Origin of the sequence: Blautia hominis, assembly GCA_002270465.1 — a bacterium.
Classification (GTDB): Bacteria; Bacillota; Clostridia; order Lachnospirales; family Lachnospiraceae; genus Blautia; species Blautia hominis.
Map to the genome: position 1 here is coordinate 312,487 of NQOF01000005.1, position 26,481 is coordinate 338,967.

Consider the following 26,481-nt stretch of genomic DNA (forward strand, 5'->3'; position numbering starts at 1 on the left):
ATGAGAAAAAAACTTCTGGCTCTTTTAACCTTTATGTTCCTTACGGCAATAATGCATATGATCCCGGTGCAGGCCGGATCTGCAGATATCACTCTGCGTTCTTTTTCCCCTGAGGACGATTATGAAAACTTTATGGAATGTTCCGTCTTTTCAGGGGATGACCTCTCTGCCGTCATGGAGTCTGTTTCCAAGATGAGGGTTACCGCCTGCTCAGAGGATCCCTTTATCCTATCTTCAGACAAAATCTTTTTTCTGCAGATGGACTGGTATGCAGACGGACAGCCGCAAACCGAGTCTGCATACCATAATATCCATTTTTCCATTGACACAAACGTGCCCGGCAGGTATGAGCTGACGGGAAAGATCATGGTACCGGATGGTTTCCGCCTTGCAGAAGGACTGCAGATTCCCACTGTACATGTCACCATCAATATACTTCCAACGGATGAAAAAAGAGAAATCGTCAATCTGGACGCTGTCACCCCTCTAAGCAGCCTGCTGAATCCGGAGATCGTATATAAGGACGATGAAAATTATATTTCCGACCTTCAGTCCTCAGCCTACAGCCAATGGCTGGGACTAACCTCTGATCTGACTCAGGCGGCCGTTCTTGATATAAACTGGGACTTCAGTTCCGTGGACATCAGCCGCGAGGGAAGCTATCCGGTTACTTTAACCCTTACCATAAATGAGGAATATGAAGACTGTTATTATATTGCGGACGAAAATACCCGCTATACAAAAACTATATATGTCGTCCACAGAGAAAACTGGAACTTTTTCATAACCACCGTTTTTCCCGACTTCTTTGTTGCGGATCTTTCAAGAACACCGGCCATATGGAATGACCTTGAAGTTTACTATCTTGTAAGCGAAACCCCTCTTGCCGAGGATTCTATTACCTACGATCCATTTATCCCCTGTGATACCCCCGGCTTCGTCAGCCTGGTTCCCGGCAGTGTCAGGATCAACCGCAGCCAACTGCATTTGAATAAGTATTACTATTTCTATTTTAAAGCCGAGGGGAAATACAGCAGCAATATTATATGCATTCTGGATGATGGCACAAATGTGGAGTATTCGTCCATGGAAGGCAACCGGGACGGCGGAGATTCCACAGAGACGCCGGACACTCCCCAGATCAGCCAGCCGGCACCTCCCGTCCAAAACGGCAGCGGCACACCGCCTGCCGGTGAGGTTCCGCAGCAGCAGCCGGATGATGAGATGCCTGCAGATAACGTTCCGTCAAACCCTCCCGCCGGTACGACACAGGAAAAGCCGGAAGACAATACCGTAGAAGATGAAGCTGTGCCAGACAGTGATCCCCAAAGTGCGGATAACACAGAAACGGATCCGGAGGAATCCAAAGACAGTCCGGAGGAAACCACTTTAAAAGACAGCCGTAAGACCTCCGGTACCTCCTCTGCACTCCCCTCAGAAAAGGTGGAAAAAGGCGTCACTGAAATTTCCGGCTCCAGATTGTCCTATCTGTACCGTATATATGGGGATTACATCCCCTTCACCGGTGAAAATATCACCCTAAAAATACCTGCCTCTTTTCTGAAGGATCTAGACATCCAGGAATCTGATATCCTGACTGTTGAGATCAAAGAATCTGACAGCCTCTCCTTCCGTCTGCGCATCCTGGTAAACAACAAAGAAATATCACTTGAATCAGGTATAAAAGCCACCATGCGGATAAACGGACAGCCGCTGCCTGATACCTTGTATCTAGACGGTCAAAAAACAGATATTGTGATAACGGAAATAAACGGATACGCGTCTTTTGAAATACCGTCATGCGGGTTTTATGAGCTGAAATACCGGGAGAACGCGCCGCAAAAAAGTCTGCCCATAAGAAAGTCCGCCCCAGCCGCCCTGCTGCTGGCAGCGGCCGCTGTGGTGCCCGCTGTTTATATTCTGCGTTCCAAAAGAAAGCAGGTGAAAAACAAAATATGAGACTACATAAAAATCTGATACGGACCATGCTGCTCTTTTCCGCCAGTGTTATTTGTTTTTCTTTCGTCTTATTTTTTCTGTATAAACAAGACAACAAATACATAGACAACTGCCTCCAGCCAATCAGTGGAATTCTATGCCCTGACCGGGATTCCCTGGACGGGGATTTATTTTATCTTACAAACCAGTGGCAATTTTATCCCGGAGCCCTCCTTACTCCGGATGACTTTAAACAGGGTCTTCCGGAAACACCCATGGAATTTATCACCATAGGAAAGTATAACGATTTTTCCCTGGGAGATAAAAACAGGTCCCCCTACGGGGAAGCCACTTATAGACTGTGTATAGAACTCCCATCCGAAAGCAGAGTGTATTCTCTGTATCTGCCGGAGATCTTTTCCTCCTATCGGTTATATATCAACGGCACATTGCTTGCCGGCATGGGAAACCCGGACACCCGGGAGAGGGAAACCGGTATACAGACCGTCTCTTTCTCATCCCGGGGCCTGACGGAAATCGTGATCCAAACTGCCAATGCCAGCCACTTTTACAGCGGCATGACTTACCCGCCCATATTCGGCCCGGAAGAAAACGTATGGCAATACCAGTATGTCCGGCTGTTTCTGCACAGCGCCGTGATCATTCTGGTCTTTCTGCTGTGCATATTTTCTGCCTATTTTTTTCTGAAACTGCGCGATAAAAGGGCAGGACTTTTTTCACTCATGTCCCTGCTGGTTACTGTTTATATCTCTTACCCGGTCTTCTACACATTTTTCAGTACGGAAAGATCCGTGTGGTATGGCATTGAACTTTTCACTACATACGCTATTTACTTTCTGTATGTTTATCTGCAGAACATATTCTTAAACTGCCAGGCTAAGGGATACCGGGTATTTTCAGTCTTTGTGCTGCTTTTCAGCGGGGCGGCATTTGTATATGGTACCTTCGGGGGTTCTTCCGCAATGGTACACTGCGTCTTCTCATACTCTGTAACAGCCGTGAAGATCCTTGTGTCACTGTACCTGGCGGCCAATGTTGTATATGCCGGAGCCTGCGGGGAGGGTTTTTCCTCCTTTGTACCCATCCTGACGGGCATTGTCTGTATATCGCTCTGGGCTGACAGGCTCTTTCCCCTTTACGAACCAAAGTACGGAGGATTTTTCCCTGAATACTGCAGCCTTATTGCCGTCACATCCGGTGCCTTCTTCCTCTGGTCACAGCTTGCGGACGCCTACAGGCTGAACCGTTTTTATGAGGAGGAGAAGAAGCGGCTGTCCACACAGGTTGCGGTCCAGAAGGTGCACTACAGTGAGCTGACCGAAAAGATAGCAGAATCTGCAAGACAGAGGCACGATATGCGCCATCATCTGCGCACTTTGTATCAGTTTCTGGAAAACGGGGAATCGGAACAGGCTATGCGCTATCTGTCAAGCTGTGAGATCAGCCAGGCAGCCGCCCGCAGGGAGACATGCTGCGCCCATCCCATCGCGGATGCTCTGCTCCAGTATTATAAAGGCCAGTGCAGTGAGCATCATATTACCTTTCACGCCACGCTGGAAATGCCTGCGGATCTTCAGATTGAAGATGCTGATATCTCCATCCTCTTCGGAAACCTCCTGGAAAATGCCTATGAGGCCTGCATGGAATACCGGGGACAGCATCCCTCCATAAAAATACGGGGAAAATACAGGGAGGCAGGCTTGCTGGTCCGCTTTGAAAACACATTCTCCAATCCCCTGAAAGAGAAGAACGGAACCTTCCAGTCCACCAAACATGACGGTCCGGGAATCGGAACGGAGTCTGTAAAAAAAGTGGTCCAGCAGTACCAGGGGACTGTGGAATTTGCAAAGGAAGGGCATATCTTTCAGGTTTCCATTATATTGCCCTTATAAGAAAGCAGACGGCTGTTTTCGCAACTATGCCGTCTGCTTCTATCTATTCTTCAAGTACAACTTTCAATTTTTCTTCTCCGAGAACTTCACAGGTAAAATTCCTGCATCTTCCTTCTGCCCTTAACTTAATGGTCCCGCCTGCCCTGTTTGCTCTTACCTTCATAACTGTGGACCCTTTTACATCTGTGACAAAAACTTCCTCTTCACAACCATCATCCGGAAAGTAGAGAAGCAGCTTTACCCCATCTGCATAGTCATAATCCGGCCTTTGGCAGTTCGCTCCCACAGGCACGATACTGCCGGAGCGGACTAAGAGAGGAAGCGTAAAGTAATCATAGGTCTCTTTCTGCCAGCCTCCTCCCATGTAGGAATTCCCTGTCAGCAGATTCACCCAGTTTCCTTTCGGAAGATAATATTCAACCTCCCCGGATTCCTTGAACACAGGGGCCACCAGGAGTGAATCGCCAAGCATATACTGCTTGTCCAGCGTTTCACAGCAGCGGTCTCCCGGAAACTCCAGAAACATGGGCCGCATGAGGGGAATACCCTCCTCATGGGTTTTCACTGCCTGTCTGTAGAGATATGGCATCAGAGCACACTTTAACTTTACAAATCTTCGCAGGACGTCGCACGCCTCCCGGTCAAATATCCAGGGCACGCGGTAGGTGGAGGAACCGTGCAGACGGCTGTGGGAACTTAAAAGCCCAAACTGACACCAGCGTTTATAGATGTCCGCGGATGCTGTACTTTCAAATCCGCTTATGTCATGGCTCCAAAATCCAAAACCGGCACACGCAAGAGAAAGGCCGCTGCGGATCGTCTCAGCCATGGACGCATAGGAAGCGGAACAGTCACCTCCCCAATGTACAGGAAATTTCTGCCCTCCCACCGTGGCAGAGCGGGCAAAAAGAACAGCTTCCCCTTCCCCCCTTTCCCTCTGCAGCAGTTCAAATGCCGCTTTGTTATATAAGTAGGTATAGTAATTGTGCATTTTCACCGGGTCGGAACCATCATAATATGCTATATCCCTGACAGGTATCCGCTCACCAAAATCCGTTTTAAAGCAGTCCACCCCCATATCCAGCAGCCCTTTAAGCTTGTTCTGATACCAAACCTCTGCCCTCGGATTTGTAAAATCCACGATCCCCATACCAGCCTGCCACATATCGGTCTGCCATACATCTCCGTTCTTCTTTTTCAGCAGATACCCCTCTTTTAAAGCCTCCTGAAAGAGTGGGGACTTTTGGCCGATATACGGGTTAATCCACACGCATATTTTAAGCCCCCTTTTATGATAACGGTCAAGCATCCCTTTGGGGTCGGGGAATGTGGCCGGATCCCAGGTAAAGTTACACCATTCATAGGCCTCCATCCAGTAACAGTCAAAATGAAATACATGAAGGGGAATATCCCAGTCTGCCATTCCCTGAATAAAACTGCCGGTTGTCTCCTCATCATAATCTGTTGTAAAGGACGTGGTAAGCCAGAGGCCAAAGGACCAGGCCGGCAAAAGTGCAGGCTTACCCGTCAGCTCTGTATACAGGGATACCGTGCCTTTGGGCGTATGCCCGTTTATGATGTAATAGGCAAGTCTCTCCCCCTCAACCGAAAACTGTACTCTTTCCACCTTTTCACTGGCTATCTCATAAGAGGCATCTCCCTCCTCGTCAAGAAGTACCCCGTATCCCTTGTTTGACAAATAAAAGGGGATATTTTTATAGGTGATGTCACTGGCGGTTCCGCCGTCCTCATTCCACATCTCCACACTCTGCCCGTTTTTTACAAAGGGGGTATAGCGTTCTCCCAGGCCATAGATGTATTCATCCACATCCAGGGCCAGCTGTTCCGTCATATATACCCTGCCGTCTCTTTCCTGTTTCATGTATGCCATGTTTCTGAAACCGGTATTGGTCAGTTCCCTGTCCCCGTCCAGAAAACGGATCCCCCAGGAATCCGGCCTTTTGTCCACAACTGCCTTTGTATTCCCGCTCTGAAAACTTAGGGTATCTTCATCCTCCTCTATGACAACATGAGGGGAACACCGGACTGTTTCCGCAAATGGACCCTTGGATGCCGTCCCCTCAAAATGCGTAACTGTGACTTTAATGACATCTTCCATGGGACTGGTCAGGCGAATGGTCAGCATCCCAAGGTTCAGGCAGTCCCCTCTGTCCGCAATATGCCTTCCGGGTGCATAGAGGACCAGCTCTTTATCTTTCACTTTATGGGAGGAATATTCTGCCGCATAAAGCGGTGTGATTCCCTTTTTCACACACCAGTATCCATCTGTAAATTTCATATGCAGTCTCCTTTAATATCTGTGTGATAACTGTTCTGCGATCAGACACAGTCTGTCATAACATCTGTCAAAAAACATCTGATACGATCTGCAGAAACAGTTTACAGCCCCACCCCCGGCCTCTTCCACACGGTTTCTGCGGCAGCCGCCCCGGCATACAGAATAGTAACGGCAGTCCTTACACTGCCCGCTCTGATTTTGTGAACGTTCCACAAACCCTGATGCTGCCCTTTTTTCATATATTTCCCCAAAGGAATCCTCATTCAGATTCCCAATGGAATATCCGTCCAGCACATAAAAATCACAGGGATATACACTGCCGTCCGCCTCCACTACATTCTGCAGGCCGCAGACCCCGTTCTGTTCGCAGGCATCCGGATAACCGCCCATTAAAATCGCAATATAATTTTCAAACTGCCGTATATAAGGCTGTGTACCTTTTTGGTAGTCCGCATACCATAATTCAAATAGTTCGATCAAAAACTGACCGTACAGTTCCGGTTCCAGGCCGTAGGCTTCTTTCTGCGCACTGCTGTCCAGAGCGTCCAGACACGCGATATACTGCTGGAAGGAAAACCCCCATTTCTGATACTGCTGGTAAATCCTGTGGATCCTGGGCGCGGTTTTTTTATTGACTACCGTCAGGACATTAAAGTCCACTCTGTGGTCCTTCAGCATCTGTGCAGAGGAAAACACCCTTGAAAAGGTACCCTCTCCCTGTTTATCCTTCCTGCAGGAATCGTGTGTACACCGGATCCCGTCTATGGACAGCCCCACCAGGAAATGGTTCTCTCCAAGAAAACGGCACCACTCTTCATCTAAAAGATATCCGTTTGTCTGCAGCGCATTTTGGATCACCACAGAATGCCGGTTATATTTCTTCTCCAGCTCCACCGCTCTTTCAAAATACGCCAGGCCCGCCAGCGTAGGCTCGCCGCCCTGAAAAGCAAATGTACATACACCCTCTGCAAACTCCAGGGATTTCCTGATAACATTTTCCAGGGTTTCCGGGGACATGATCCCCAGATTCCCCATTTTCCTGTGATTCACTTCATCTGTATAGAAACAGTAGGTACACCTCATATTACATAAACCTGAGGCAGGCTTTATCATTACATTTAGTGCAGGCACTTTTTTCTCCTCGCATTCCCTGTCAGTTTAATCTGTATGCCATCTCCATGGTGAAGCAGGCGCTCTCCCTGTCCGCTTCAGGGATGATCGAATTGATAAAGCGTTCCATGACCTTCCTGTCAATGCATCCAATACTGTCCTCACGGCAGAATTCTCTGAACCGTTTTACCAGTTCATCTTCCTTCATATAAGGTGATGCCACATTTTTCAAGGCCGAGAACTGCCATTTTACAGGCTCCTCCCACCGGAAATCCCCCAATCCGCTCACCGGGTCATAGGCCTCCTTGTCTGCTCTCATCTCAAGGACTTTCTCTGAAGTTACATCTCCCTCCTTAGGAAAACCCATGCGGCAGAACTGCTCCTGCGGAGCATCATTTTCCTTCATGAGCTGTATCATTGCGCAGATCAGCTCTGCCTCTTTTTCCGGGTCATCTATGGGGTGCTTTTGTTCCGGGTCTTTCTCCAGATCAAACAGAAGGTCCCCGTACCGGAAGCAGGATGCCACTGCGCCCCACTCCTCGGCGGACGGGATCTCCAGTACCGGACAGCTCTTTGTAAAAGAAAAAGGTTGTCTCAGCTTCATATCCTTCAGTTTCTTCGGATCCATTCTGGAACGCATTATGGTAGGCATAAGTGTATATTCCGCCAAAGGCTGGTTTTCTTTTTTTGCCGGCCCCCTCATGTACACAAATCTGCCGTCCGTGATGTTGATCATTGAGCCAAACAGACCGAAGATACCGTATTTCCTCACAGGCGTATCTTCTTTTATCACATTTTTCAGAGCAAATCCCTGCATATCCTCCGGAACAGGCACCTGGAAATAATCAAGAAGGGTAGGGGCCAGATCAATATTCTGCACCAGCGACTGCCTGCGTTCCCCTTCGGCACCGCATCTTGGGTCCCATATAAAAAGAGGGGTCCTGGCCATCTCGTTATACAAAGGCATAATGCCCTTTGCCCACCAGAGATGTTCTCCCAGCATGAACCCATGGTCTGTATTCACGATCAGCATAGTGTCGTCCCACATCCGGTACTCATCCATCAGGTCAAGGACCTGCCCCAGATAGTGGTCACACATACTCAGCAAAGCCCTGTATTTATTCCGCACTCCGGAAACCACCGCTTTATCCTCCGTAACAGGGCCGTAGGGAGGCCAATCAAGAGGAGTTGCTGATTCCCCGTCCTTCCTGTATAGTTCCTGGTACTCTTCAGGCGAGAAAAAAGGTTCATGGGGGTCAAAGGTCTCAATCTGGAGAAACCAGTTGTCGCAATCCTTATTATCCCTGAGAAACGCAAGACCGTTGGAAAAGGTCTTAGCCTGTGGAAAGTCTTTTTCTTCTTTTATATGTCTGCGGTTAGCGCAGTCCTGGCGCCTCATATTATATCCGATGGGATCTTTGGGAAATGGCCCAAAGGAACCCGGATGATCCTCTGCCCTGACTTTCAGATCCGCTTTCCAGGGATCACCTTCCTGTCCTCTGGAGCATTCCCAGGAATTATACCTGGTATGATAGGTCGCTCCCCCGTCTTCCCAGTAATGCTGATGGTCGGAGACAAGATGGGTATAGATACCATTTTTCTTCAATTTCTCCGGCATGGAGTCATCAAAGGGTTCCAGAGGGCACCAACCCCTGTGAAGAAAATTCAGTCTGCCTGTATGCAGTTCACGTCTTGCAGGCATACACGGCAGGCTCCCTACATAGGAATTGTCAAAGGTTACACATTTCTCCCCCAAACGCCGGAAGTTAGGCATTTTAGTCAGCTCATTTCCGTAGTTGGGAAGGAAATGACGGTTCAGGGAATCGTACATCACCATAATCGCTTTCATAATTCAGTCTCCTCTCAATTCTTCATTCCTGATGATACAATTCCCTGCACAAAATACTTCTGCGCACAGGCATATACGATCACCATCGGTATTACTGTAATGATGGTGGCTGCCATCAGATAGTTGTAATGCGTCATGGAACTGCCCCGGAACATCTGCAGCCCAAGCTGTACCGTTTTCATTTTCTCAGACTGGGTCATGATCAGCGGATAAAAAAAGTCATTCCATGTGGCAACTGATTTTAAGATCGTCAGTGTTGCCAGTATGGTCTTGGAGAGGGGCAGATAAATGACAAAATAAGTCTTTATAACACCACACCCATCTATTCTGGCCGCATCGTCAAGGGATGTAGGGAATGTGGAATAAAACTGCCTGCACAAAAAGATACCAAACGCACCTGCCAAAAATGGCACGATCAGAGAACCATAACTGTCAAGAAGTCCTGTCCCTCCCTGGCCCAGTATGTTATTGCCTCCGAAAAACGGCGCTGAGCGCATCATCACATACTGGGGTATAATGATTGACTGGGGAGAAACCATCATTCCCAGCAGAACACTCATAAACAGAAACTCTCTGCCTCTAAATTTGAGCCTTGCGAATGCGTATCCGGCCATGGAGTTAAAGATCAGACTGCCCACTACGGTAACTGCTGTTATAAATAAACTGTTCTTAAAATACTGGAACCAGTCCCCCATGGCAAATGCCTGACGGAAATTTTCAAAGTTCCCAAAGCTTTCGGGCAGCCATTTGAAGCTGGCCATAGATATTTCCGGGTCTGTCTTAAATGCTGTCAACACCGTAAAAATGATCGGGACCAGCGTGATGAGGACCCAGATGATCAAAACCGCATAGCTTATGCCCTTCACCAGATTTTCCTTTTTCTTTTTTCCCATATCAGCCAAGGTCATTCTCATCACCTCCCCCAAATCTCATATTGATAAGCGTGATCGCAAAGATTATCACCATAAGCACCACTGCCTGCGCGGAGGCATACCCCATCTTATAATACTCAAATCCATTCCTGTATATCTGATGTGCGATGGTTGTGGTGGAGTTCATAGGCCCTCCGTTTGTCACGATCAGCACCTGCCCAAACACCTGGAAGGAATTGATACATGCCATAACAAACACAAAAAAAGTGGTTGGCTTCAGCATGGGTATCGTCACATGAATAAATTTTTTCCAGGATGTGGCCCCGTCAATGCTGGCCGCCTCGTACAGATAATCCGGTATCCCCTGAAGTCCGGACAAAAACAAGATCATATTATACCCCGTGGTACTCCATATGCTCATGATCGCTATGGATATCATAGCCATAGAGGCACTGCTGATCCACGGCACGGCCTGCATTCCAATATCTTTCAGCACCTTATTCAGGATGCCTGAGGTGGTGTCGTACAGATAGAGCCAGGCCATGGACACTGCCACCATGGAAAAAATATTTGGCAAATAGAACAAGGTCCGCAGAAATCCTTTTCCCTTCAGCTTCTGATTCAGAAACATTGCCAGCGCAAGCCCAAGAACCATGGCCGGAACAATCGCCAGTACACAATAAAACAGCGTGTTCCCAACACTTTTAACAAAAATAGGGTCCTTTGTCAGTTGAATATAATTGCTGATTCCCACAAAATGGGCTTTGCTTAAATCATAGTCCGTAAAAGACATGGCAATGGTCCAGATAACAGGAATCAGAATGAAAAATGTGTATATGAGATAACTGGGCGCGATCAGCAGATATGCTGCATTCTGCTGTTCCAGTTTTCCTCTTTTCTTCCCGATTTTTTTCATGATCATATAGTCTCCTATTTACTGGCCTCCACAACTGCATTCCACTGTGCAGCACTGTCCTTCAGCGCGGCTGCTGCCTCTGTTCCGTTAAACACAGATTCCATGGCAGGTCCGATATTAGATTGTGCCTCTCCAAAATTGGGATGCATGGGTTTTCCGTAGGAAAAGGATTTATCATAAGAATATACAATATTTTCATAGTCGGGGTTGATCTTAATATAGTCCTCATTCAAAGATTTTCTGCCGGAATAATGACCTGCGATCTCAGCAAACTGCTTCAGGGAATCTTTGGAAAACATGTGGAGGAGCATATCTGCCGCTGTATCCGGATTCTTGGAGTTGGCGTTGGCCGCCAGGTAGTCTCCGATAAGCAGAGTCGGCATCTCATTTTTTATACAGCCGATCTGTCCGGGAAATGCACTGTCGTCTGTCACATAGCCCTGATTGGCGTCAATCGCCATGGCAGCAACGCCTGATGCCACACCTGTAGTTCCCGCAGCTGCATCCTGGAAGCATACATTTCCGGATTCATAAAGTTTATTCATGTACTCCATTGCCTGTATGCCGGCATCCTGGTCATAAACTGCCTTGTAATCGTCATCCCAAAGGGCAGGTTCGTCCGTAAACATCCCCATATAGGTAAAAAGTTCCTGTACTTCATCCGGGTCGATCTCCAGTCCGTAGGTTACCACATTTCCACTGTCATCCCTGACCGTCATTTTCTCTACCAGCTTCTCAAAGTCTTCCGGACTCTTGATATTCAGTTCTTCCTCTGTAACCTGATTCTGCTCTGCGATATCTTTTCTGTAAAATATGGTTCTGTTGGACGGTTTGAAGAGAGCATAGTAATCACCATCCCGCTGGCAGATTTCCAGGATATTTTCATAAAAATCATCATATCCGTCCCAATCCTGGGGAATATAATCAGACAAATCCAAAAGATTGCCTGCCCTCTGCACCGAACCGATCTGCCCGTAGCCCAGCATAAAAATATCGGGACCGCTTGCGCCTGCAAGACCTGTGTTCAGCTTTGTAAAGTAATCACTCCATGGAATGTAAGTAAGCTGATAATCTACATCTGTATTTTTCTCACAATATGTATCCAGAACTGTCTTATAAGCCTTGTCTGAATCCGCGTCCCCACTTCCCGCGATCCAGATGTTCATGACTGTCTTTTCGCTCCCTTTTTTGCTCTCAGCTTTTGCCTCATCAGAGCCTCCCTGACATGCCGTGCACAGCATCATAACTGCCATTCCCAATGCGATCAAACTTTTTTTCTTCATCCTCTTATCCTTTCCGTTTTCCATTATTTGGTTAAGCGCTTTCTCATTTAAAATATAAGAGATTACCTTTGCGCAGTTGCTTTTTTTCCTTATATCATTCACTTTATTCGGCAAATCAACTGATATTTTAGGTATTCAACGGTCGTACAACCTTTTGCACACGTGGTTAAGCGCTTTCTCATGCTGTTACCATACATCAAACCGGCTTTTTAGTCAATATATTCTTATAATATTTTATTTTTTTATACTCTTTGCACAATTATAAATGCTGTTTTTTGTTGATAATGTTTTATAAGCTTTGCGTAACCGTTTACACAAACTTATTGACAAATGGGGATTTCTCCTTTAAAGTAATACTAACAGAGGCAGATCTTCTGTCTTTCATGCAGTACACCAAAACGAAAAGGATATCAAAAATGGAATCTGAAAAAAATATTACGATATATGATATAGCCCAGGCAACCAATCTATCCATTGCCACCATCTCAAGGATCATTAATAAAAAGGGACGTTATTCCGCCGAGACGGAATCCAGGGTCATAAAAGCCATGGAGGAATTGGGTTATACCCCCAGTGCCAGTGCGCAAAGCCTTGCCTCCAATCAGACACACACCATAGGACTGGTCCTTCCATTCTGGAGTATACAACAGCCCAATGACGAATTTACGATCCAGTTTCTAAGCGGTGCCACGATCGCGGCCAATCATCTGAAATATGATCTGCTTTTAGATAACCGTTCCTTCGTCCCGTCAGCTTCCACCAGCCAGATCATAAAACGCCGCAGAGTGGATGGTTTTATTTTCTCCGCTGTGGGAAACAGTTACCAGCATTTTATGGAGGAGCTTATCACTTCCGGCTTCCCTACTATTTACACGGGAGTGCAGCTCCCCTTTGATAAGGACGGCTGCAACGTCTACGGAGGACATGAAATATACAAACAGGATTTTCTGGAGATCTGCTATCAGAAAGGATACCGAAATACAGCGCTGTTTACCAGCTATATGCAGGCTCAGGAACTGCAGATGGTGGAGATCAGCCGCCAGATCGTGGAAGATTTTCGGTTGAAGAAAGGGCTGTCCCAGGACCAGTGCCGCTTTGTCATGTACGATTATTACAATCCTAAAAGCTTTCAGTATGCACTGGAAGAACTGCTTACACAAAAAAATCCTGTGGAGGCTATCTACCTCGACCAGTTCCCTACCTGCAGCCATGCTTACAGTATCATAAGTTCCATGGGGCTGCGTATTCCTGAGGATATAGCGGTTGTGGCAACCAGCCAATACTCCCGGGGCGGTGAAGAATTTTCCCCAAAACTGACCACCACCTATGTACACTCCTATGAGATGGGGTACCGGGCAGTGGAACTTCTGGTCAACAAAATAGAAAAGAAAGGATTAGAGTTTGAACACGATATTCCCTATTCCTTTCTGTATAGAGAGAGTTTTCTCCCGCTGGAACAGGGGCAGGAATAAAAAGAGGCCGCCGCATTGATCTCTCAATACGGCGGCCCCTTTTTATTTCATCTATTACTGAGCTAACTTAACCGGGTTAAGCTTAACGCTCGGTCCCATTGTGGAAGCGAGTGTAACACTCTTCAGGTACTGACCTTTCAGTGTGCTTGGCTTAGCCTTTGTGATAGCTCCCATGAGCGTCTGGAAGTTGTCCGCTAACTGCTCCTCTGTGAAAGAAGCTTTTCCGATTGGCACGTGAATGATGTTTGTTTTATCAAGACGATATTCAATCTTACCAGCTTTGATATCCTGAACAGCTTTTGTAACGTCCATTGTTACGGTTCCGGCTTTCGGGTTTGGCATTAAGCCTTTTGGTCCGAGTACACGACCCAGACGTCCAACAACACCCATCATGTCCGGTGTAGCAACAACAACGTCGAAATCTAACCAGCCTTCGTTCTGGATCTTCGGAATCAGTTCCTCAGCTCCAACATAGTCTGCACCGGCAGCCTGAGCCTCATCAGCTTTGGCATTCTTTGCAAATACTAATACACGAACAGTTTTACCGGTTCCGTGCGGCAGTACAACTGCACCACGAATCTGCTGGTCTGCATGACGTCCATCACAACCTGTTCTGATATGAGCTTCGATTGTTTCGTCAAATTTAGCTACTGCTGTTTTCTTAACTAAAGCGATAGCTTCTTCTGTATCATATAAGTTTGCGCGATCAACTGCTTTTGCAGCCTCTACATATTTCTTTCCGCGTTTCATATTAAATAACCTCCTAGTGGTAATTGCGGGAATGTCCCTCCCACGTTCGTTTCAATAGTTCAAAAGGCAAGGCCTGGCCTTATTCCTCTACAGTGATTCCCATACTTCTTGCAGTACCTGCAATCATGCTCATTGCTGCTTCTAAGGAACCTGCATTTAAGTCCGGCATTTTCATCTCTGCGATTTCCTGGATCTTAGCCTTGGAAATTGTAGCAACTTTAGTTTTGTTCGGAACACCTGAACCGGATTTCAGGTTGCAGGCTTTCTTTAACAGAACTGCTGCCGGCGGAGTTTTGGTTATAAAGCTGAAACTTCTGTCCGCATATACTGTGATAACAACCGGGATGATCAAATCTCCCTTATCTGCTGTTCTCGCATTGAATTCCTTTGTAAACTGTACAATGTTTACACCGTGCTGACCCAGAGCAGGTCCAACCGGTGGTGCTGGTGTTGCCTTTCCAGCAGGGATCTGTAATTTAATATAGCCTGTTACTTTCTTTGCCATTTTTCGGCACCTCCTAATTATGTGGTAATGTCGGGGATTTCCCTCCCACGAGCCATGTGACGTATGGCCCTTTCATCTTCGTTACATTTTCTTAACTTCTGCGAAACTGATTTCAACTGGCGTTTCGCGGCCAAACAGCTCAACATTTATTGTCACAATCTGTTTGGATTCATTGATACTCTGGACAACGCCCACGGTATCTTTCCAAACTCCGCCTGTAACAACAACACTGTCACCTTCTTCAAAGTCGATCTGGACTGTAACGTTCCGGATACCCAGACGGTCCATCTCTTCCTCTGTCAAAGGAACCGGTTTTGACCCCGGACCAACGAATCCTGTGACACCGCGCGTGTTTCTTACAACATACCAGGTATCATCATTCATCACCATGTTAATAAGGACATAGCCCGGAAACATCTTCTTCTGCACCAGCTTCTTCTGGCCGTTTTTCATTTCCTCAACGTCCTCCATGGGAACACGGACTTCCAAAATCTGATCTTCCAGGTGTCTGTTTTCAATTGTCTTGTCAATGTTGGCTTTTACCTTGTTCTCATACCCTGAATAGGTATGTACAACATACCAATTTGTTTCTGACATAAAATCACCTTGTCCTTATTTGATTAATAGATTCAGAATCTGCAGGACGCCGCTGTCAATCACGGAAATGAGCACTCCCAAGATGGCAGTGATCGCTACAACCGCAACCGTCTGTTTAACCAGCGTCGGCCTGTCAGGCCAGATAATTTTTTTGAATTCAGCCTGAAGCCCTTTGGTCCAGTTCTTCTTAGGAGCTTTTACTTTCTTTTCTGCATCCATAGCTTCACCTCTCGAGCCCAATTATTTGGTTTCTTTGTGCATTGTGTGAGCCTTGCAGAACTTACAGTATTTTTTTGTCTCCATACGTTCCGGATGGTTCTTCTTTTCCTTTGTCATGTTGTAATTACGCTGTTTACATTCAGTACATGCCAATGTTATTTTTACGCGCACGACTTCTCCACCTCCATGTGTCTTTTATCTCCGGCAGATTCACGTCTCTGCCGCATGCAACGTTTCGGTTTCCTGCGACAAGATCTCTTTTGTTCCTGAAAATTAGGCACAAAAAAAAGACCTACTTCCACTGTCGCTTGTCCAGTTTAGCACAGAAAGAGGTCTTTGTCAATAAATTTTATCCTTTTGTTCCCGTGGTAGCAATTCCCTCCACAAACTGTTTTTGAAAAAGCAGAAACAATATTATCATAGGAATGATCGCGATAACTGATCCCGCCATAAGCTGCGGATAATTTGTAGTATACTGCCCCTGAAGCATTGCCAGTCCTGAAGAAAGCGGCATTTTTTCCACCGAAGTATTGACAACCAGAGGCCACAATAAATCTTTATAAGCAAAGAGTGCCGTAAAAATAGCCAAAGAAACTATCCCGGATTTCGTCAGCGGCAGCATTACCTTTAGAAATGTCTGCCCTGGATTGCAGCCATCTAATACTGCAGCTTCCTCAAGCTCTTTGGGTATCCCCATGAAAAACTGCCGCAGAAGAAAAATACCGAATGTACTGGCAATACCCGGTACAACCAATGCCTTGATTGTATTCTGCCATCCCAGATTGGAAACAATTAAATACTGGGGCAGAATAAAAATCTGGGAAGGTACCATCATTGGCATAAGTACCAGAATAAAAAGCAGATTTTTGAAAGGAAATTCCATACGTGCAAATGCATAGGCAGCCAAAGCGCTTAATATTGTAGAAAACACAATTCTGAGCAATATCATAAGGACTGTATTTACAAAAAAACTTGTAAAGGGAAGCGTATTCCACACATCTTTATAATTTACCGGATTCCACGTTTCCGGAAAAACAGCAGGAGGTACTTTTAAAGACTCTGAAAGGGACTTAAATGATGTAAGAAGACTCCACAAAAAAGGAAATATCATCACAACAGCTCCTAATGACAGAAGTAAATATACCACCAAATGGCTTTTATCCAGTTTTCTTTTCATATCTCCACCCCATTATCCTATTCTGCTTTTATCATATACAATTCCGCCAACGTCAAATTTTTTTACCAGTCCATCGTGAAATTCACAGCTATAAAAATCCCCTGTCCATTTTCCGTCAATGATTTTTGTAATACCCTCCAGATAAATATAAACTATTTCTGATGGAAGTATATATTGTGTGCAGCTGTAAGGATTATCCCTTTTGCCATGTGATGGAAATATTTTTGTTTCCTCATTTATGTAATGCGTAAGTTTCCTAAGGCTTTCCCTATACTCTTTTAAGGTTACAGACGGGCTGAGCATTCCAGGTCCCAAATGTCCCCAGGCCTCCCAGGTAAGGAGTACATCTCCTGTGAAAACCCACTGAAAGTGTTCCTCGATCAAAGCAATAGAGCCTATACTGTGGCTGGGTATCTCCAAAACTTTAAATACATATTTACCTATATCAATAATATCCCCATCTTTTAAAGTCTTTACTTTTCCTGCAATTCCGGGTGCCCACTTTTGCCTGGCAGTTTCACATACAGGTATCTGATCAATATAATACTCCTGCATAACCCTGCGCTCCTGTTCTCCAACCGGTATATGTGAATATGGTTCATCAAATCTTCCTACATATACCGTATCAAACTGATTATTTCCCGAATTATGATCCAGATGCGCGTGCGTGTTAATGACCATTACACGTTTCTCACCACATTTATCCGTTATAACCTTTTTTAAATCTGTAATTCCCAGACCGGTATCTATCAGCAATGCTGTTTTCGTCCCATTGATTAGATACATGGTCACCTTATCCATCTCGTTAATAGCCCATATGTCCGGGCAAAGTTCAGTTATTTCTATTTCTTCCATGTTTCCCTCCTATTGATAGTGGACCCATTTCTTCTGCACCTTCATTTGAACTACTGTTAGAATTAATACCAGAAACAGCAGTACCGTAGCAATGGCAGAACCATAACCCTTATTATTATTGGCAAACGTATATTTATAAAAAAGATATACAATGGATTCACCTGACTTTAATGAAGGGTTTGTGCTGTCCAGCATCATAAAAATATGATCAAATACCTGAAGGGAACTAATCATCGTAGTCAGGACAACAAAAAATAGGGTTGGCGAAACCAAAGGTACCGTTATGTGCAAAAATTGTTTCACAGAAGTTGCACCGTCAATCTGGGCCGCTTCGTAATAAGACCTTGGGATATCCTGAAGTCCGGCTAGAAGAATTACCATATTATACCCAACTAATGACCATATACCGACAATCATCACAGAAATTAAAACCGTATGGCTGTCCGCTATCCAGTTAGGACCCTGAATGCGAAAAACAGATAAGAAATAATTGATAAAACCAAACTCCGAATTGTACAACCATCTCCAAACCATGGCTACGGCTGCCGGCGCGGATATTACAGGAAGAAAATACAATACCCTATATAAAGATTTTGCCTTGATAGACATATTCAAAAACACAGCTGTAAGCAAAGATAGCGAAACACCTACCGGCACTGTTATAATTGTATAGATGCAGGTATTAAAAAGTGACCGCCAGAATTCACTGTCGTGAAACAAAGTTTTGTAATTTAAAAGTCCTATAAAAACCGGATTCTGAAATCCCTTAACCTCATTTAAGCTTAAATAAAATGTCTGGATGATCGGCCACAAGTTCAAAATACAAATCAGGATTAAACTCGGCGCAATAAATCCATATGCCCACATATACTTCTTCATATGTTGTTTCTTCATTTTCCGCCTCCCTCACCGGCAGGAATTGTTCCTGCCGGTTCCAACTAAATCACAAAAAACTCTTTATTTCTGAAGCACTTCATTGATTTTTTCAGCCAATTCCTTACATCCCTCTTCAACAGGAAGTGTACCCGAAAAAATTTGTGTCATATAATCCTCTTCAATGTTGATCCATTCACTTCTGGTTGCACAATATTGACTGGAAAATCCGTATTCAGAGGCATCAACAAATACCTGCGCATTGATTTTGGGAAAACGTTCCACCCATGACGTCTGTGTTCCTTTATAAGCTGATATAGCGGCGCCCGACTTTGACTGTATTGTATTAGCTTCTTCACCCGACAGATATTCTACAAACTTCCACGCCTCTTCTGGATGAGGTGTATTAGCTGCTATGCTATATCCCATACCTCCGCAGAGGTCTGCTCTGATCTTTCCTTTCGTCAATGGAGCCACATCACAGTTTAGTCCTTCAATCCCCATATATTCACTGGCCATCCAGGAGCCACCTATATGCATTGCGGCTTTTCCTGACTCAAAGTATTGGTCGGCTGTTGTATTTGCATAGTCTGTCATCGTCGGAGAATATCCATTCTCAATGAAATCGACCATATATTTAACAGCATCTATTGTATTTGCATCATCAAACAGGGATTTCGTCTCATCTTCACTGATAATTTCACCCTCATTCTGCCAAATATAATGATACGCAGCATCGTTCGTGTTATACTGGACAAGAAGCCCGTAAATGCCTTTTTCCTTATCTGTCAGTTGCCCGGCTGCCTCTTTCAATTTATCCCAGTCCCATGTGTCATCCGGATAATCCATTCCGCGGGCGTCAAAAATATCTTTGTTATACCACAATCCGAAAGTGGAGTAATCCTTGGGAATTGCATACTGCTTTCCTTCTACATTAAAATCATCATTGATATTCTGGGGAAATTTACTTAAATCCGCAATTGAACTTTTCTCAATTCTATCTGTCAAGTCCAAAAGCTTTTCCCCATCCACATATGTATATACCTGTTCCGGATGCATCCAGAAGATATCCGGGAGACTGTCACTTGTTCCGGAGGCCTGAAGTTTTGTCCAATACTGTTCCCACGGTGTGTATTCTACCTTCACATTTATATCCGGATTTTGCTTCTCGAAGGCATTCACCATATCCTGCATTCCCTCCTGCTGCAGTTTATCCCATATAGAAAATGTCAAAGTTACTTTACCACCCTCCTCTTCTCCTGATTTTACGGAATCACTGCCATTTCCGCATCCTGCCAATGCAGTGATCCCAATCATGATGCCTAACCCTGCCGCCAATAATTTTTCCAATTTTTTCTTATACATTTTTTTCTCTCCTTTTCTGATTATTAGAAGTAAATACATGTCTTTTTTCTTTGGTATCCGCTGTTTTATATTTCATATTATAAGACTTTTATTTTCTTATTATCATCAACAAATCCACTGTTTTATTATACATTTCTTGCATTCTGACAAACTATATATTAAACTGTAATAAAAGGTCAATATGAAGAAAAGGATGTGCACCATGTTTACAAATGATTTCTTTCTGGACGAAAAAGATTTTGACAAAAATCTGGATATTGTGATTAATAATGTGGGATTCTCCAGAAATTCAGCCGGATATACCTACGGATATGACTGGCGGGAATACTATATACTTCACTACATAATTTCCGGACAGGGTATTTACAAAGTAAATGACTGCACTTATCATCTTCACGCTAAGGACGGTTTTCTTGTTCCTGCCCGCACTATGGTTATCTATCAGGCCGATGAAACAGAACCTTGGAGTGTATATTGGGTAGGTTTCTGGGGGAAAAAGGCAGACTATTTTCTTAACCGCATGAATCTGAGTGCTGAGAATCCGGTCTTTCATTATGATAAAGATGATTCTCTTATCACACATATGGAATCTATGTTCAAAGAAGTGAGATATCCGCAGCGTGCCCAGGAGGTTCTTCTGGGTCATTTTTATCAGGCTGCTGCCTGTATTATAAATTATAATAAAGACAGTCTGAATCCTGTATTACAAAATTATGTAACAATCGCCACACGCTTTATTGAACACAATTTCCGTATTCCCCTTCGTGTACAGGATTTAGCGGAGGAATGCAATATAAGTGCGTCTCAGTTATACCGCTGTTTTATAAAAGAGCTGGGAATCTCCCCGCATCAATATATAGAAAAGCTGAAAATGGAAAAAGCTGTAGAATTTATCACACAGACAGATATGCCTTATAAAGAAATTGCCTATCTTCTCGGATATGAGTATGAATCGCATTTTTTTAAGGTGTTTAAACGTAATTTGGGAAGGAGTCCTTCCTGCTTCAGAAAATAGGAGTTGCCTTGGTATCCTTATAATACACCGTACAAAACTAAGCAAAGAGAAGGAACAGGCTATCACATTACCTGTTCCTTCTCTTCATCATTCTTAATCTCCCAATGAATCAAAATCGTCAATATCGCTCTCAGCACAATGATCCCCGCCACAATATAGATCTCCGACAGTTCCCTCACAACCACCGTGCGCAGAATCTCACTCCCCAATTTAAACTCCAGCCCCATGGCAAGTCCTTTTGCAAGGAGAAGTTTTGTATTGGGATCCCGCTTAATATAGTGGATGATACCCCGGACCCCCGCAAAAATAATAATGCCCACACCAATATATTCAAATAACAGGATTGCCAAATCCACAATGTTCCTCAAAGTCTCTTCTAAAAACAGCATAGCTATCCTTTCCCACAGGCCAACACCAGTAATCCGTCTGCTGTCAGTATGGCCAGCCTTTCATTTTTCTTTCGTGTTATGTAAACTTTAGTTACTGCAAAGGTACCGAACCGTTACAAATGGTCCACATAAGATATCAGCTCCCTCTCACTGGCAATATCGCCGTCAAAGGGATAGTTCTTTCCCGCTCTCTCAAACAGTTTCAGCCATTTCTGTGCTGCTTCCCCATCCTGATTCTGAATCAGCTCATAGGCGTATTGAATACGCAGCACGGACGGCATGGATGAGGAGCGCTTCAAAAACTCCTGAACACCGGCCTTCTCATACTCTCTGCGCACCTCTTCCCCCGGACCATTCAGCATAAGCCTGCAGAATATCATTTCCGCCTCCAGCATGGATTTCTGGATTCCTATAAGACCGGAAGCATGCTCCAGCACCCTTTCCCCTATTTCCAGTGCTGCCGGAAAGTCCTCCCTGTCAATATTACGGCTGACGGCAAACACACCGGTTGCTGCACACAGAGCATTATCCCACAGCTCTTCCGGCGCAGGTTCAAACCACTCCTGCGGCATATCCTTTAAGCGTACGCCCAATGTAAACTGCTCATTTATCTTTAACTGCAGCCACAGACAGCGCACTGCCTCTTTATCCTTCCCCAGATGGAGCGCATTGTATCCATCATTATCCACCCCGCCAAGCTGCATAGGTATTCCATTCATCAGCGCTAAAAAGACACCTACGATAACAAATGCCATAAACAGGATCTGCAGATACCCGTGTCCGTCTATCGCAAAACAGATAACCAAGGAGGCCCCGGCAAACAGCAGATTAAAAAGACTTCCTCCCAGGTTGTACAACATATAGGGCATACTTCCATTCACCAAATCCGGCGGTGCCAGAAGGCACTGTCCCCCTGTTCCCATAAGGGAATACCGCCCCCGCTTAATCCCGTCTCTTTTCTTAACCAGAATCACTTTTCCTACGCGGAAGGAAGAAAATTTGTATCCACTCAGAAGCCCGCAGACCAGATGTCCCCCTTCATGTACAATAACTTGCAGAAATGCTGCTACATAAAGGCACAGGATCATCCACACAAGGCCTGCCACAATTTTCTCAGTACTAACCTTCCCCCCGTGCATTCTCTCCACAAACATCATACCAAAGTACCCGCATGCTCCGCCGATCAGGGCTCCCACGATCATCTGCGGCCACGGTCTCCGTCTTTTCCTTTTTATTCTGCCCATAATCTGCTCATTCATCCTCCGAAAACAGCCTGTAAATTAAATATGCCGGGCTGTTGATCAATCTGCCGTCTCTTAATCTCTATAGTTCCATATCATACGATCAAACGTTATATCACACACACCTTGGGGTATCCCGGCTAAAATATCGGACTGCAGGCCAGCCTTCTGCAGATACGCCCTCTTTTATTTTTGGTAAATACGGACAAACTCCCTGACCTGCCGTTCCAGTTCCTCAAGTCCATCCTCCACATCACTGTCCCCGCCGTCGTATTTATTCAGGAGAAAAAATATAGGCGCGTAGAAATTCACTGCCATAGCCCTGGCATCCATCCCTGAAAAAACGCCTTGACGTATCATCTCACCGAATAAGACCGTCTGGTAACGGATGCTGTCCTCCATATAAATCTTCCGGTAAACCGCTGCGATCACTTGATCCCGGTACTGTTCTATGGTCAGCATTCTGCGGAACCTTCCTGCAAAGGGGTCCTGTAGGTAAAACAAAAAAACTTTTTTGCTCAGCTCCACCAGCTCATTCTCGGTTATCCCGCCGTATGCAATTGCGGCCTCCTCCATGGAAGTGTCATCCGGCAGGCCGAAAGTATGGCTCATAGCCTCCATCCTTCTTGCCATTTCCTCCACAATAGTCTCAAAGATCTCTTTTTTGCTCTTAAAATGTTTGTAGAGGGAGCTGTCCTTGATCCCCACTGCCTCCGCAATGTTTTTCACGCTGGTGCCCTGGTATCCCCTGCTTGAAAAAAGTGTCAGGGCCTCCTCCACGATCCGCTCTTTAGTTGACATAACTCATTCTATCCCTTTCAGGTAATCCTTCACTTTCTTTTCCTGCTCAAACAAGGCACAGCCGCCGGTATGCATCTCCGTGAGACTGCCGTCCTCCCTCAGCCTGCAAAACAGAGGGGAATCCATAGCATCCCTGAGGCTGGTCTCCTGCAGACTGGTATCGGAATAAGGGGAGAACGGACAAGGCTCCGCCCCGCCGCTGGCATTGATATGAAAAAATCCCCTCCCCGCAGCAAGACATCCGCCCGATGCCCTCTCATCCCCGGGAAACGAAATAAGGAGCATATCTCCCTGCATTTCCCGCAATATCTCCAGCCTGTCTGCCAGATATTCCCTGTCCCCATCATCCGGCGCCAGATTCCTTGTTTCCCTGTCTGCCGGCACGTATTCCACATAGATCACAGCTTTACAGCCCAGGAGGGATAGATTGCTAAGAAATGCATCTGCAGTAACCTCCTCCATATTTTCTTTGGTCACGGTTACCGATACCCCATATAAGATATCCCGGCCCCTCAGATCCTCCATGGTCTGTATTAAACCGTCATAAATCCCGCTGCCTCGCCTGGCATCTGTCCTCTGCCTGTCGCCTTCCATACTGAGAACCGGCAGCAGATTCCTGTTATCCATAAAAAGCTGCAGATATGTACCTCTATCTGCCTCTCCTTTATCAGGCATCTCAGAGACTGATTCCCCTTCCGCGCAGCGGGGCAATGTATCATTATTAATCATAGTACCATTAGTGAAAACAGGGAACAAGATATTTTTTCGCATTCCTGCCTTTTTCAGTACATCCGGTCTCATCAGAGGCTCACCTCCGGCCAGCAGGATAAAGCCTACTCCCATGTCCTCAGCCTGGGCAAAAATATCATCCCACTGTTCGGCACGCATCCCTATCCCAACTGCCTCGCTGCCGCAGGTGTGATTTGCCCGGGCGTAACACCCTTTGCAGTGAAGATTGCACTGGCTGGTTATGCTGGCGATCAGGAAAGGGGGCACATGTTTCCCGTTCTGCTCCGCCTGCCTGCGCTTTCCTGCCGCCCGTCCGGCTGCCTTAGCATATTTCAGCAGGTACATGGCTGATCTCGGATTTGTGAATGATGCTTTTTTCATTCCTTTTATAATATTTTCCACTCCGCGGCTAAGATACTGCTCCAATTGTAATCTCTTCATAATCTTTTCCATACCTTTCTCTGTCTGGGTCATCGGCGCCTTCAGCTAGTGAACACTAGCCTTTTTTTCTTTCATTATAGCTAGTACACACTAGCCTGTCAAGTGAAAGTGACCGCACAAAACATAAGTCCGCCCATATCCTACACACAGCGTTGGTCCTGTCCAAAAACTTCCCATAAAAAATGCAGACAATCACCGGCACTACGATGATTGTCTGCAAAATAGGAATACCTCTTTATCCGTTAATAACCTCTTTATCCGTTAATAAATCCGGCAATTGTATCTGTCACTTCATCAGGGATATGCTTTACCCCCTGATAACTGGCCGGGCCGTCCTCATATCTGCCCTCCATGAACATATGGCTCAGTCCGGGGAATGACACAAACTGCCAGTTGTCTTTCCCCTCATAGTTGTCTTTCCATATCCGGAAATCATCCATAGTCACCTGATAATCCTCCTCGCCCTGAAGGACAAGCACCGGCATGGTCATATCCTCTGCTTCCTTCACGGCATCGTAATCCAGCAGGCTTTTTATATATGTGAGATCCTGACCCATGATCTTTTCATCTTCGGAGAGGGAGTCTATATTTTTCATCTGTTCCACTGCAGCAAAGGCTTGTTCATACACAGCCTTCTCCTGCTCTGACGGATTGGGATTCAGGCTCTGAAGAAACGTGTACTGACGCTCCAGCGTCTCCGCAAACCCTCTGGCGGGACCTGCCATCATGACACAGCCGTCCGGCTTGGCCTCACGTGCAATTGCGCCCATCATCTGAGCCCCCTGGCTGTGTCCCACCACGTATACCTTTGAAACGCCCTCCTGCTCACGCAGCATTTTAACAGCGGCAACCGCATCATTTACCGTTTCGTCATAGACTGTAAAATCCTTATCCTCGGCTATCTCTTTTCCATACACATAGGATATCTTGTCATAACGATAGGAGGCGATCCCCTGCTTCGCCAGGCCCCAGGCTAAATCCTGAAACGGTTTTAGCTGACCGGAAGCCTCATTTCTGTCACCGCTGCCGGAACCATGCACAAATACCACAGCCGGGTATTCCTTCAGATTCTTAGGTACTGCAAAAGTCCCCGGCAGTGTACGCCCCTCTGCTATACTCAGATCCATATCCGTCTCCGTCACATTTTCCGGTATGGAGACCTCTTCTTTGCTTTCCTGATACACAGAAGTGGTAACGCCTCCTATTTTGCCCTCCAGAAAAGATATGGTCAGATTGATGGGCTGTACGGCAAAATCACAGGGGACCTGTACCACGTCATACCCGGACTGGGGCTCCCCTTCCCACGCGGGCTGAACCTCTTTCAGCTCTCCCACTGCTTCCAGCGCCGCCTGAAAAGCTGCCTGGAACTGGCCGCTTTCCACTGCGGACTTCATCTGTTCTGTATACTCATAATTTCCTTTTATGTTATCTGTATTGCCTTCGATCAAATCTTTTACAAGCGTCTCAGCCGTAGTCAGAAGATCCGAGCTGCTCTCACCTGCTGCCCCGGATTCCTTCTCCTGGGCACCGGCCTCCTCCTGGACACCTGCCTTCTCCTGGGCACCGGCCTCCTTCTGGGCACCGGCCTCCCCCTGTGTATCCTCCGTCTTCTTCTCAGCGCCTTTGTCCCCTGCATCCTTGCCATTGCCGGAACAGCCTGCAAATGCAAGCATGACGGCAGCGCTCAGCACAGTTACCATTATCTTTCTTTTCATAGTGATTCCTCCTTACCGCCGTAAATCTGCGGATTTGATAAATAGTTACGTTGGTCTCACTATATCACACTGCTTTAAAATCACAACTGCCTTAACCCAAAGTACAGAAAACCGGGAATAACGTAGATACCCGGACCCGCCAAGCGGTTCCAATCCC

The 26,481-nt window shown here is 45.9% G+C and carries 24 protein-coding genes; 4 read left to right on the forward strand and 20 right to left on the reverse strand.

What is annotated here, in order from left to right; genetic code table 11:
• Together CI595_RS17840 and CI595_RS17845 are read left to right on the forward strand one after the other, a co-directional pair.
• Complete coding sequence (locus tag CI595_RS17840) at positions 1–1,959, forward strand: hypothetical protein (RefSeq protein WP_095174982.1); 1,959 nt, start codon at positions 1–3, stop codon at positions 1,957–1,959.
• Positions 1,956–3,851, forward strand: a complete 1,896-nt coding sequence (locus CI595_RS17845) for an ATP-binding protein (RefSeq protein ID WP_095174983.1) — start codon at positions 1,956–1,958, stop codon at positions 3,849–3,851. The genes CI595_RS17840 and CI595_RS17845 overlap by 4 nt, the downstream gene beginning before the upstream one ends.
• Positions 3,852–3,894: 43 nt before the next feature.
• On the opposite strand, the gene yicI is transcribed toward CI595_RS17845, so the two are convergent.
• The 6 genes from yicI to CI595_RS17875 are packed head-to-tail and all read right to left on the reverse strand — an operon-like array spanning position 3,895 to position 12,180.
• On the reverse strand, positions 3,895–6,150 hold the full coding sequence (gene yicI, locus CI595_RS17850; protein WP_095174984.1) for an alpha-xylosidase: 2,256 nt from the start codon (positions 6,148–6,150) through the stop codon (positions 3,895–3,897).
• A gap of 12 nt (positions 6,151–6,162) precedes the next feature.
• Positions 6,163–7,281 (reverse strand): anaerobic sulfatase maturase, encoded by a 1,119-nt coding sequence (locus tag CI595_RS17855; RefSeq protein ID WP_095174985.1) that lies wholly within the window; start codon positions 7,279–7,281, stop codon positions 6,163–6,165.
• A gap of 22 nt (positions 7,282–7,303) precedes the next feature.
• Positions 7,304–9,109 (reverse strand): sulfatase, encoded by a 1,806-nt coding sequence (locus tag CI595_RS17860; protein ID WP_095174986.1) that lies wholly within the window; start codon positions 9,107–9,109, stop codon positions 7,304–7,306.
• Between the two features lie 14 nt (positions 9,110–9,123).
• On the reverse strand, positions 9,124–10,023 hold the full coding sequence (locus CI595_RS17865) for a carbohydrate ABC transporter permease (protein ID WP_243135202.1): 900 nt from the start codon (positions 10,021–10,023) through the stop codon (positions 9,124–9,126).
• Positions 10,004–10,897: a carbohydrate ABC transporter permease gene (locus CI595_RS17870; protein WP_242987009.1), complete on the reverse strand. Its 894-nt coding sequence runs from the start codon at positions 10,895–10,897 to the stop codon at positions 10,004–10,006. Before CI595_RS17870 ends, CI595_RS17865 begins: the two co-directional genes overlap by 20 nt.
• Before the next feature lie 14 nt (positions 10,898–10,911).
• Positions 10,912–12,180, reverse strand: a complete 1,269-nt coding sequence (locus CI595_RS17875) for an ABC transporter substrate-binding protein (RefSeq protein ID WP_162291915.1) — start codon at positions 12,178–12,180, stop codon at positions 10,912–10,914.
• Between the two features lie 416 nt (positions 12,181–12,596).
• Between CI595_RS17875 and CI595_RS17880 the strand changes: the two genes are divergently transcribed.
• Positions 12,597–13,652 carry a LacI family DNA-binding transcriptional regulator gene (locus CI595_RS17880; RefSeq protein ID WP_158661528.1) on the forward strand — a complete coding sequence of 352 codons (1,056 nt, stop codon included), beginning with the start codon at positions 12,597–12,599 and terminating at the stop codon, positions 13,650–13,652.
• Positions 13,653–13,706: 54 nt separating this feature from the next.
• Here the strand turns inward: CI595_RS17880 and rplA are convergent, their stop codons facing one another.
• The 9 genes from rplA to CI595_RS17925 form a co-directional block, all read right to left on the reverse strand.
• Entirely contained in the window at positions 13,707–14,402 is a 696-nt protein-coding gene (rplA, locus tag CI595_RS17885; RefSeq protein WP_033139666.1) for a 50S ribosomal protein L1, read from the reverse strand.
• Between the two features lie 79 nt (positions 14,403–14,481).
• The gene (gene rplK, locus CI595_RS17890; RefSeq protein ID WP_018597035.1) at positions 14,482–14,907 is read right to left on the reverse strand and encodes a 50S ribosomal protein L11; all 426 of its coding nucleotides are present in this window, start codon (positions 14,905–14,907) and stop codon (positions 14,482–14,484) included.
• An 81-nt stretch (positions 14,908–14,988) separates the two neighbouring features.
• Positions 14,989–15,504, reverse strand: a complete 516-nt coding sequence (gene nusG / locus CI595_RS17895; RefSeq protein WP_065543581.1) for a transcription termination/antitermination protein NusG — start codon at positions 15,502–15,504, stop codon at positions 14,989–14,991.
• A 15-nt stretch (positions 15,505–15,519) separates the two neighbouring features.
• Positions 15,520–15,723, reverse strand: a complete 204-nt coding sequence (gene secE, locus CI595_RS17900) for a preprotein translocase subunit SecE (protein ID WP_065543582.1) — start codon at positions 15,721–15,723, stop codon at positions 15,520–15,522.
• Positions 15,724–15,744: 21 nt separating this feature from the next.
• A complete protein-coding gene (rpmG, locus tag CI595_RS17905) occupies positions 15,745–15,894 on the reverse strand; it encodes a 50S ribosomal protein L33 (RefSeq protein ID WP_018597038.1) in 150 nt (49 codons plus the stop codon).
• Positions 15,895–16,072: 178 nt separating this feature from the next.
• Positions 16,073–16,900, reverse strand: coding sequence for a carbohydrate ABC transporter permease (locus CI595_RS17910; protein WP_095174991.1), 828 nt, complete (start codon positions 16,898–16,900; stop codon positions 16,073–16,075).
• 12 nt (positions 16,901–16,912) lie between these two features.
• Entirely contained in the window at positions 16,913–17,755 is an 843-nt protein-coding gene (locus CI595_RS17915) for an MBL fold metallo-hydrolase (RefSeq protein ID WP_095174992.1), read from the reverse strand.
• A 9-nt stretch (positions 17,756–17,764) separates the two neighbouring features.
• Positions 17,765–18,649 (reverse strand): carbohydrate ABC transporter permease, encoded by an 885-nt coding sequence (locus tag CI595_RS17920; RefSeq protein WP_095174993.1) that lies wholly within the window; start codon positions 18,647–18,649, stop codon positions 17,765–17,767.
• A 63-nt stretch (positions 18,650–18,712) separates the two neighbouring features.
• Complete coding sequence (locus CI595_RS17925; RefSeq protein ID WP_095174994.1) at positions 18,713–19,993, reverse strand: ABC transporter substrate-binding protein; 1,281 nt, start codon at positions 19,991–19,993, stop codon at positions 18,713–18,715.
• Between the two features lie 202 nt (positions 19,994–20,195).
• On the opposite strand from CI595_RS17925, the gene CI595_RS17930 reads away from it, so the two are divergent.
• Positions 20,196–21,008, forward strand: coding sequence for an AraC family transcriptional regulator (locus CI595_RS17930; protein WP_158661527.1), 813 nt, complete (start codon positions 20,196–20,198; stop codon positions 21,006–21,008).
• Positions 21,009–21,070: 62 nt separating this feature from the next.
• On the opposite strand, the gene CI595_RS17935 is transcribed toward CI595_RS17930, so the two are convergent.
• From CI595_RS17935 to CI595_RS17955, 5 genes are all read right to left on the reverse strand, one after another.
• A complete protein-coding gene (locus tag CI595_RS17935) occupies positions 21,071–21,397 on the reverse strand; it encodes a DUF1622 domain-containing protein (RefSeq protein ID WP_095174996.1) in 327 nt (108 codons plus the stop codon).
• A 113-nt stretch (positions 21,398–21,510) separates the two neighbouring features.
• A complete protein-coding gene (locus tag CI595_RS17940; RefSeq protein WP_147737744.1) occupies positions 21,511–22,641 on the reverse strand; it encodes a M50 family metallopeptidase in 1,131 nt (376 codons plus the stop codon).
• A gap of 183 nt (positions 22,642–22,824) precedes the next feature.
• Positions 22,825–23,439 (reverse strand): TetR/AcrR family transcriptional regulator, encoded by a 615-nt coding sequence (locus tag CI595_RS17945; RefSeq protein ID WP_095174998.1) that lies wholly within the window; start codon positions 23,437–23,439, stop codon positions 22,825–22,827.
• A 3-nt stretch (positions 23,440–23,442) separates the two neighbouring features.
• A complete protein-coding gene (locus CI595_RS17950) occupies positions 23,443–24,609 on the reverse strand; it encodes a radical SAM/SPASM domain-containing protein (protein WP_095175074.1) in 1,167 nt (388 codons plus the stop codon).
• 254 nt (positions 24,610–24,863) lie between these two features.
• On the reverse strand, positions 24,864–26,324 hold the full coding sequence (locus CI595_RS17955) for an alpha/beta hydrolase (RefSeq protein WP_095174999.1): 1,461 nt from the start codon (positions 26,322–26,324) through the stop codon (positions 24,864–24,866).
• Positions 26,325–26,481: the final 157 nt, after the last annotated feature.

Bases quoted from the DNA above. Each gene is read 5' to 3' on its own strand.
- CI595_RS17840 (WP_095174982.1), top strand. From the start codon at position 1: ATGAGAAAAAAACTTCTGGCTCTTTTAACCTTTATGTTCCTTACGGCA.
- secE (WP_065543582.1), bottom strand. From the start codon at position 15,723: ATGGATGCAGAAAAGAAAGTAAAAGCTCCTAAGAAGAACTGGACCAAA.
- yicI (WP_095174984.1), bottom strand. From the start codon at position 6,150: ATGAAATTTACAGATGGATACTGGTGTGTGAAAAAGGGAATCACACCG.
- rplA (WP_033139666.1), bottom strand. From the start codon at position 14,402: ATGAAACGCGGAAAGAAATATGTAGAGGCTGCAAAAGCAGTTGATCGC.
- CI595_RS17915 (WP_095174992.1), bottom strand. From the start codon at position 17,755: ATGGAAGAAATAGAAATAACTGAACTTTGCCCGGACATATGGGCTATT.
- CI595_RS17875 (WP_162291915.1), bottom strand. From the start codon at position 12,180: ATGAAGAAAAAAAGTTTGATCGCATTGGGAATGGCAGTTATGATGCTG.
- CI595_RS17880 (WP_158661528.1), top strand. From the start codon at position 12,597: ATGGAATCTGAAAAAAATATTACGATATATGATATAGCCCAGGCAACC.
- CI595_RS17955 (WP_095174999.1), bottom strand. From the start codon at position 26,324: ATGAAAAGAAAGATAATGGTAACTGTGCTGAGCGCTGCCGTCATGCTT.
- rplK (WP_018597035.1), bottom strand. From the start codon at position 14,907: ATGGCAAAGAAAGTAACAGGCTATATTAAATTACAGATCCCTGCTGGA.
- CI595_RS17935 (WP_095174996.1), bottom strand. From the start codon at position 21,397: ATGCTGTTTTTAGAAGAGACTTTGAGGAACATTGTGGATTTGGCAATC.
- CI595_RS17920 (WP_095174993.1), bottom strand. From the start codon at position 18,649: ATGAAGAAACAACATATGAAGAAGTATATGTGGGCATATGGATTTATT.
- CI595_RS17925 (WP_095174994.1), bottom strand. From the start codon at position 19,993: ATGTATAAGAAAAAATTGGAAAAATTATTGGCGGCAGGGTTAGGCATC.
- CI595_RS17950 (WP_095175074.1), bottom strand. From the start codon at position 24,609: ATGAAGAGATTACAATTGGAGCAGTATCTTAGCCGCGGAGTGGAAAAT.
- nusG (WP_065543581.1), bottom strand. From the start codon at position 15,504: ATGTCAGAAACAAATTGGTATGTTGTACATACCTATTCAGGGTATGAG.
- CI595_RS17845 (WP_095174983.1), top strand. From the start codon at position 1,956: ATGAGACTACATAAAAATCTGATACGGACCATGCTGCTCTTTTCCGCC.
- CI595_RS17910 (WP_095174991.1), bottom strand. From the start codon at position 16,900: ATGAAAAGAAAACTGGATAAAAGCCATTTGGTGGTATATTTACTTCTG.
- CI595_RS17870 (WP_242987009.1), bottom strand. From the start codon at position 10,897: ATGAAAAAAATCGGGAAGAAAAGAGGAAAACTGGAACAGCAGAATGCA.
- CI595_RS17860 (WP_095174986.1), bottom strand. From the start codon at position 9,109: ATGAAAGCGATTATGGTGATGTACGATTCCCTGAACCGTCATTTCCTT.
- CI595_RS17945 (WP_095174998.1), bottom strand. From the start codon at position 23,439: ATGTCAACTAAAGAGCGGATCGTGGAGGAGGCCCTGACACTTTTTTCA.
- CI595_RS17940 (WP_147737744.1), bottom strand. From the start codon at position 22,641: ATGGGCAGAATAAAAAGGAAAAGACGGAGACCGTGGCCGCAGATGATC.
- CI595_RS17865 (WP_243135202.1), bottom strand. From the start codon at position 10,023: ATGAGAATGACCTTGGCTGATATGGGAAAAAAGAAAAAGGAAAATCTG.
- CI595_RS17930 (WP_158661527.1), top strand. From the start codon at position 20,196: ATGTTTACAAATGATTTCTTTCTGGACGAAAAAGATTTTGACAAAAAT.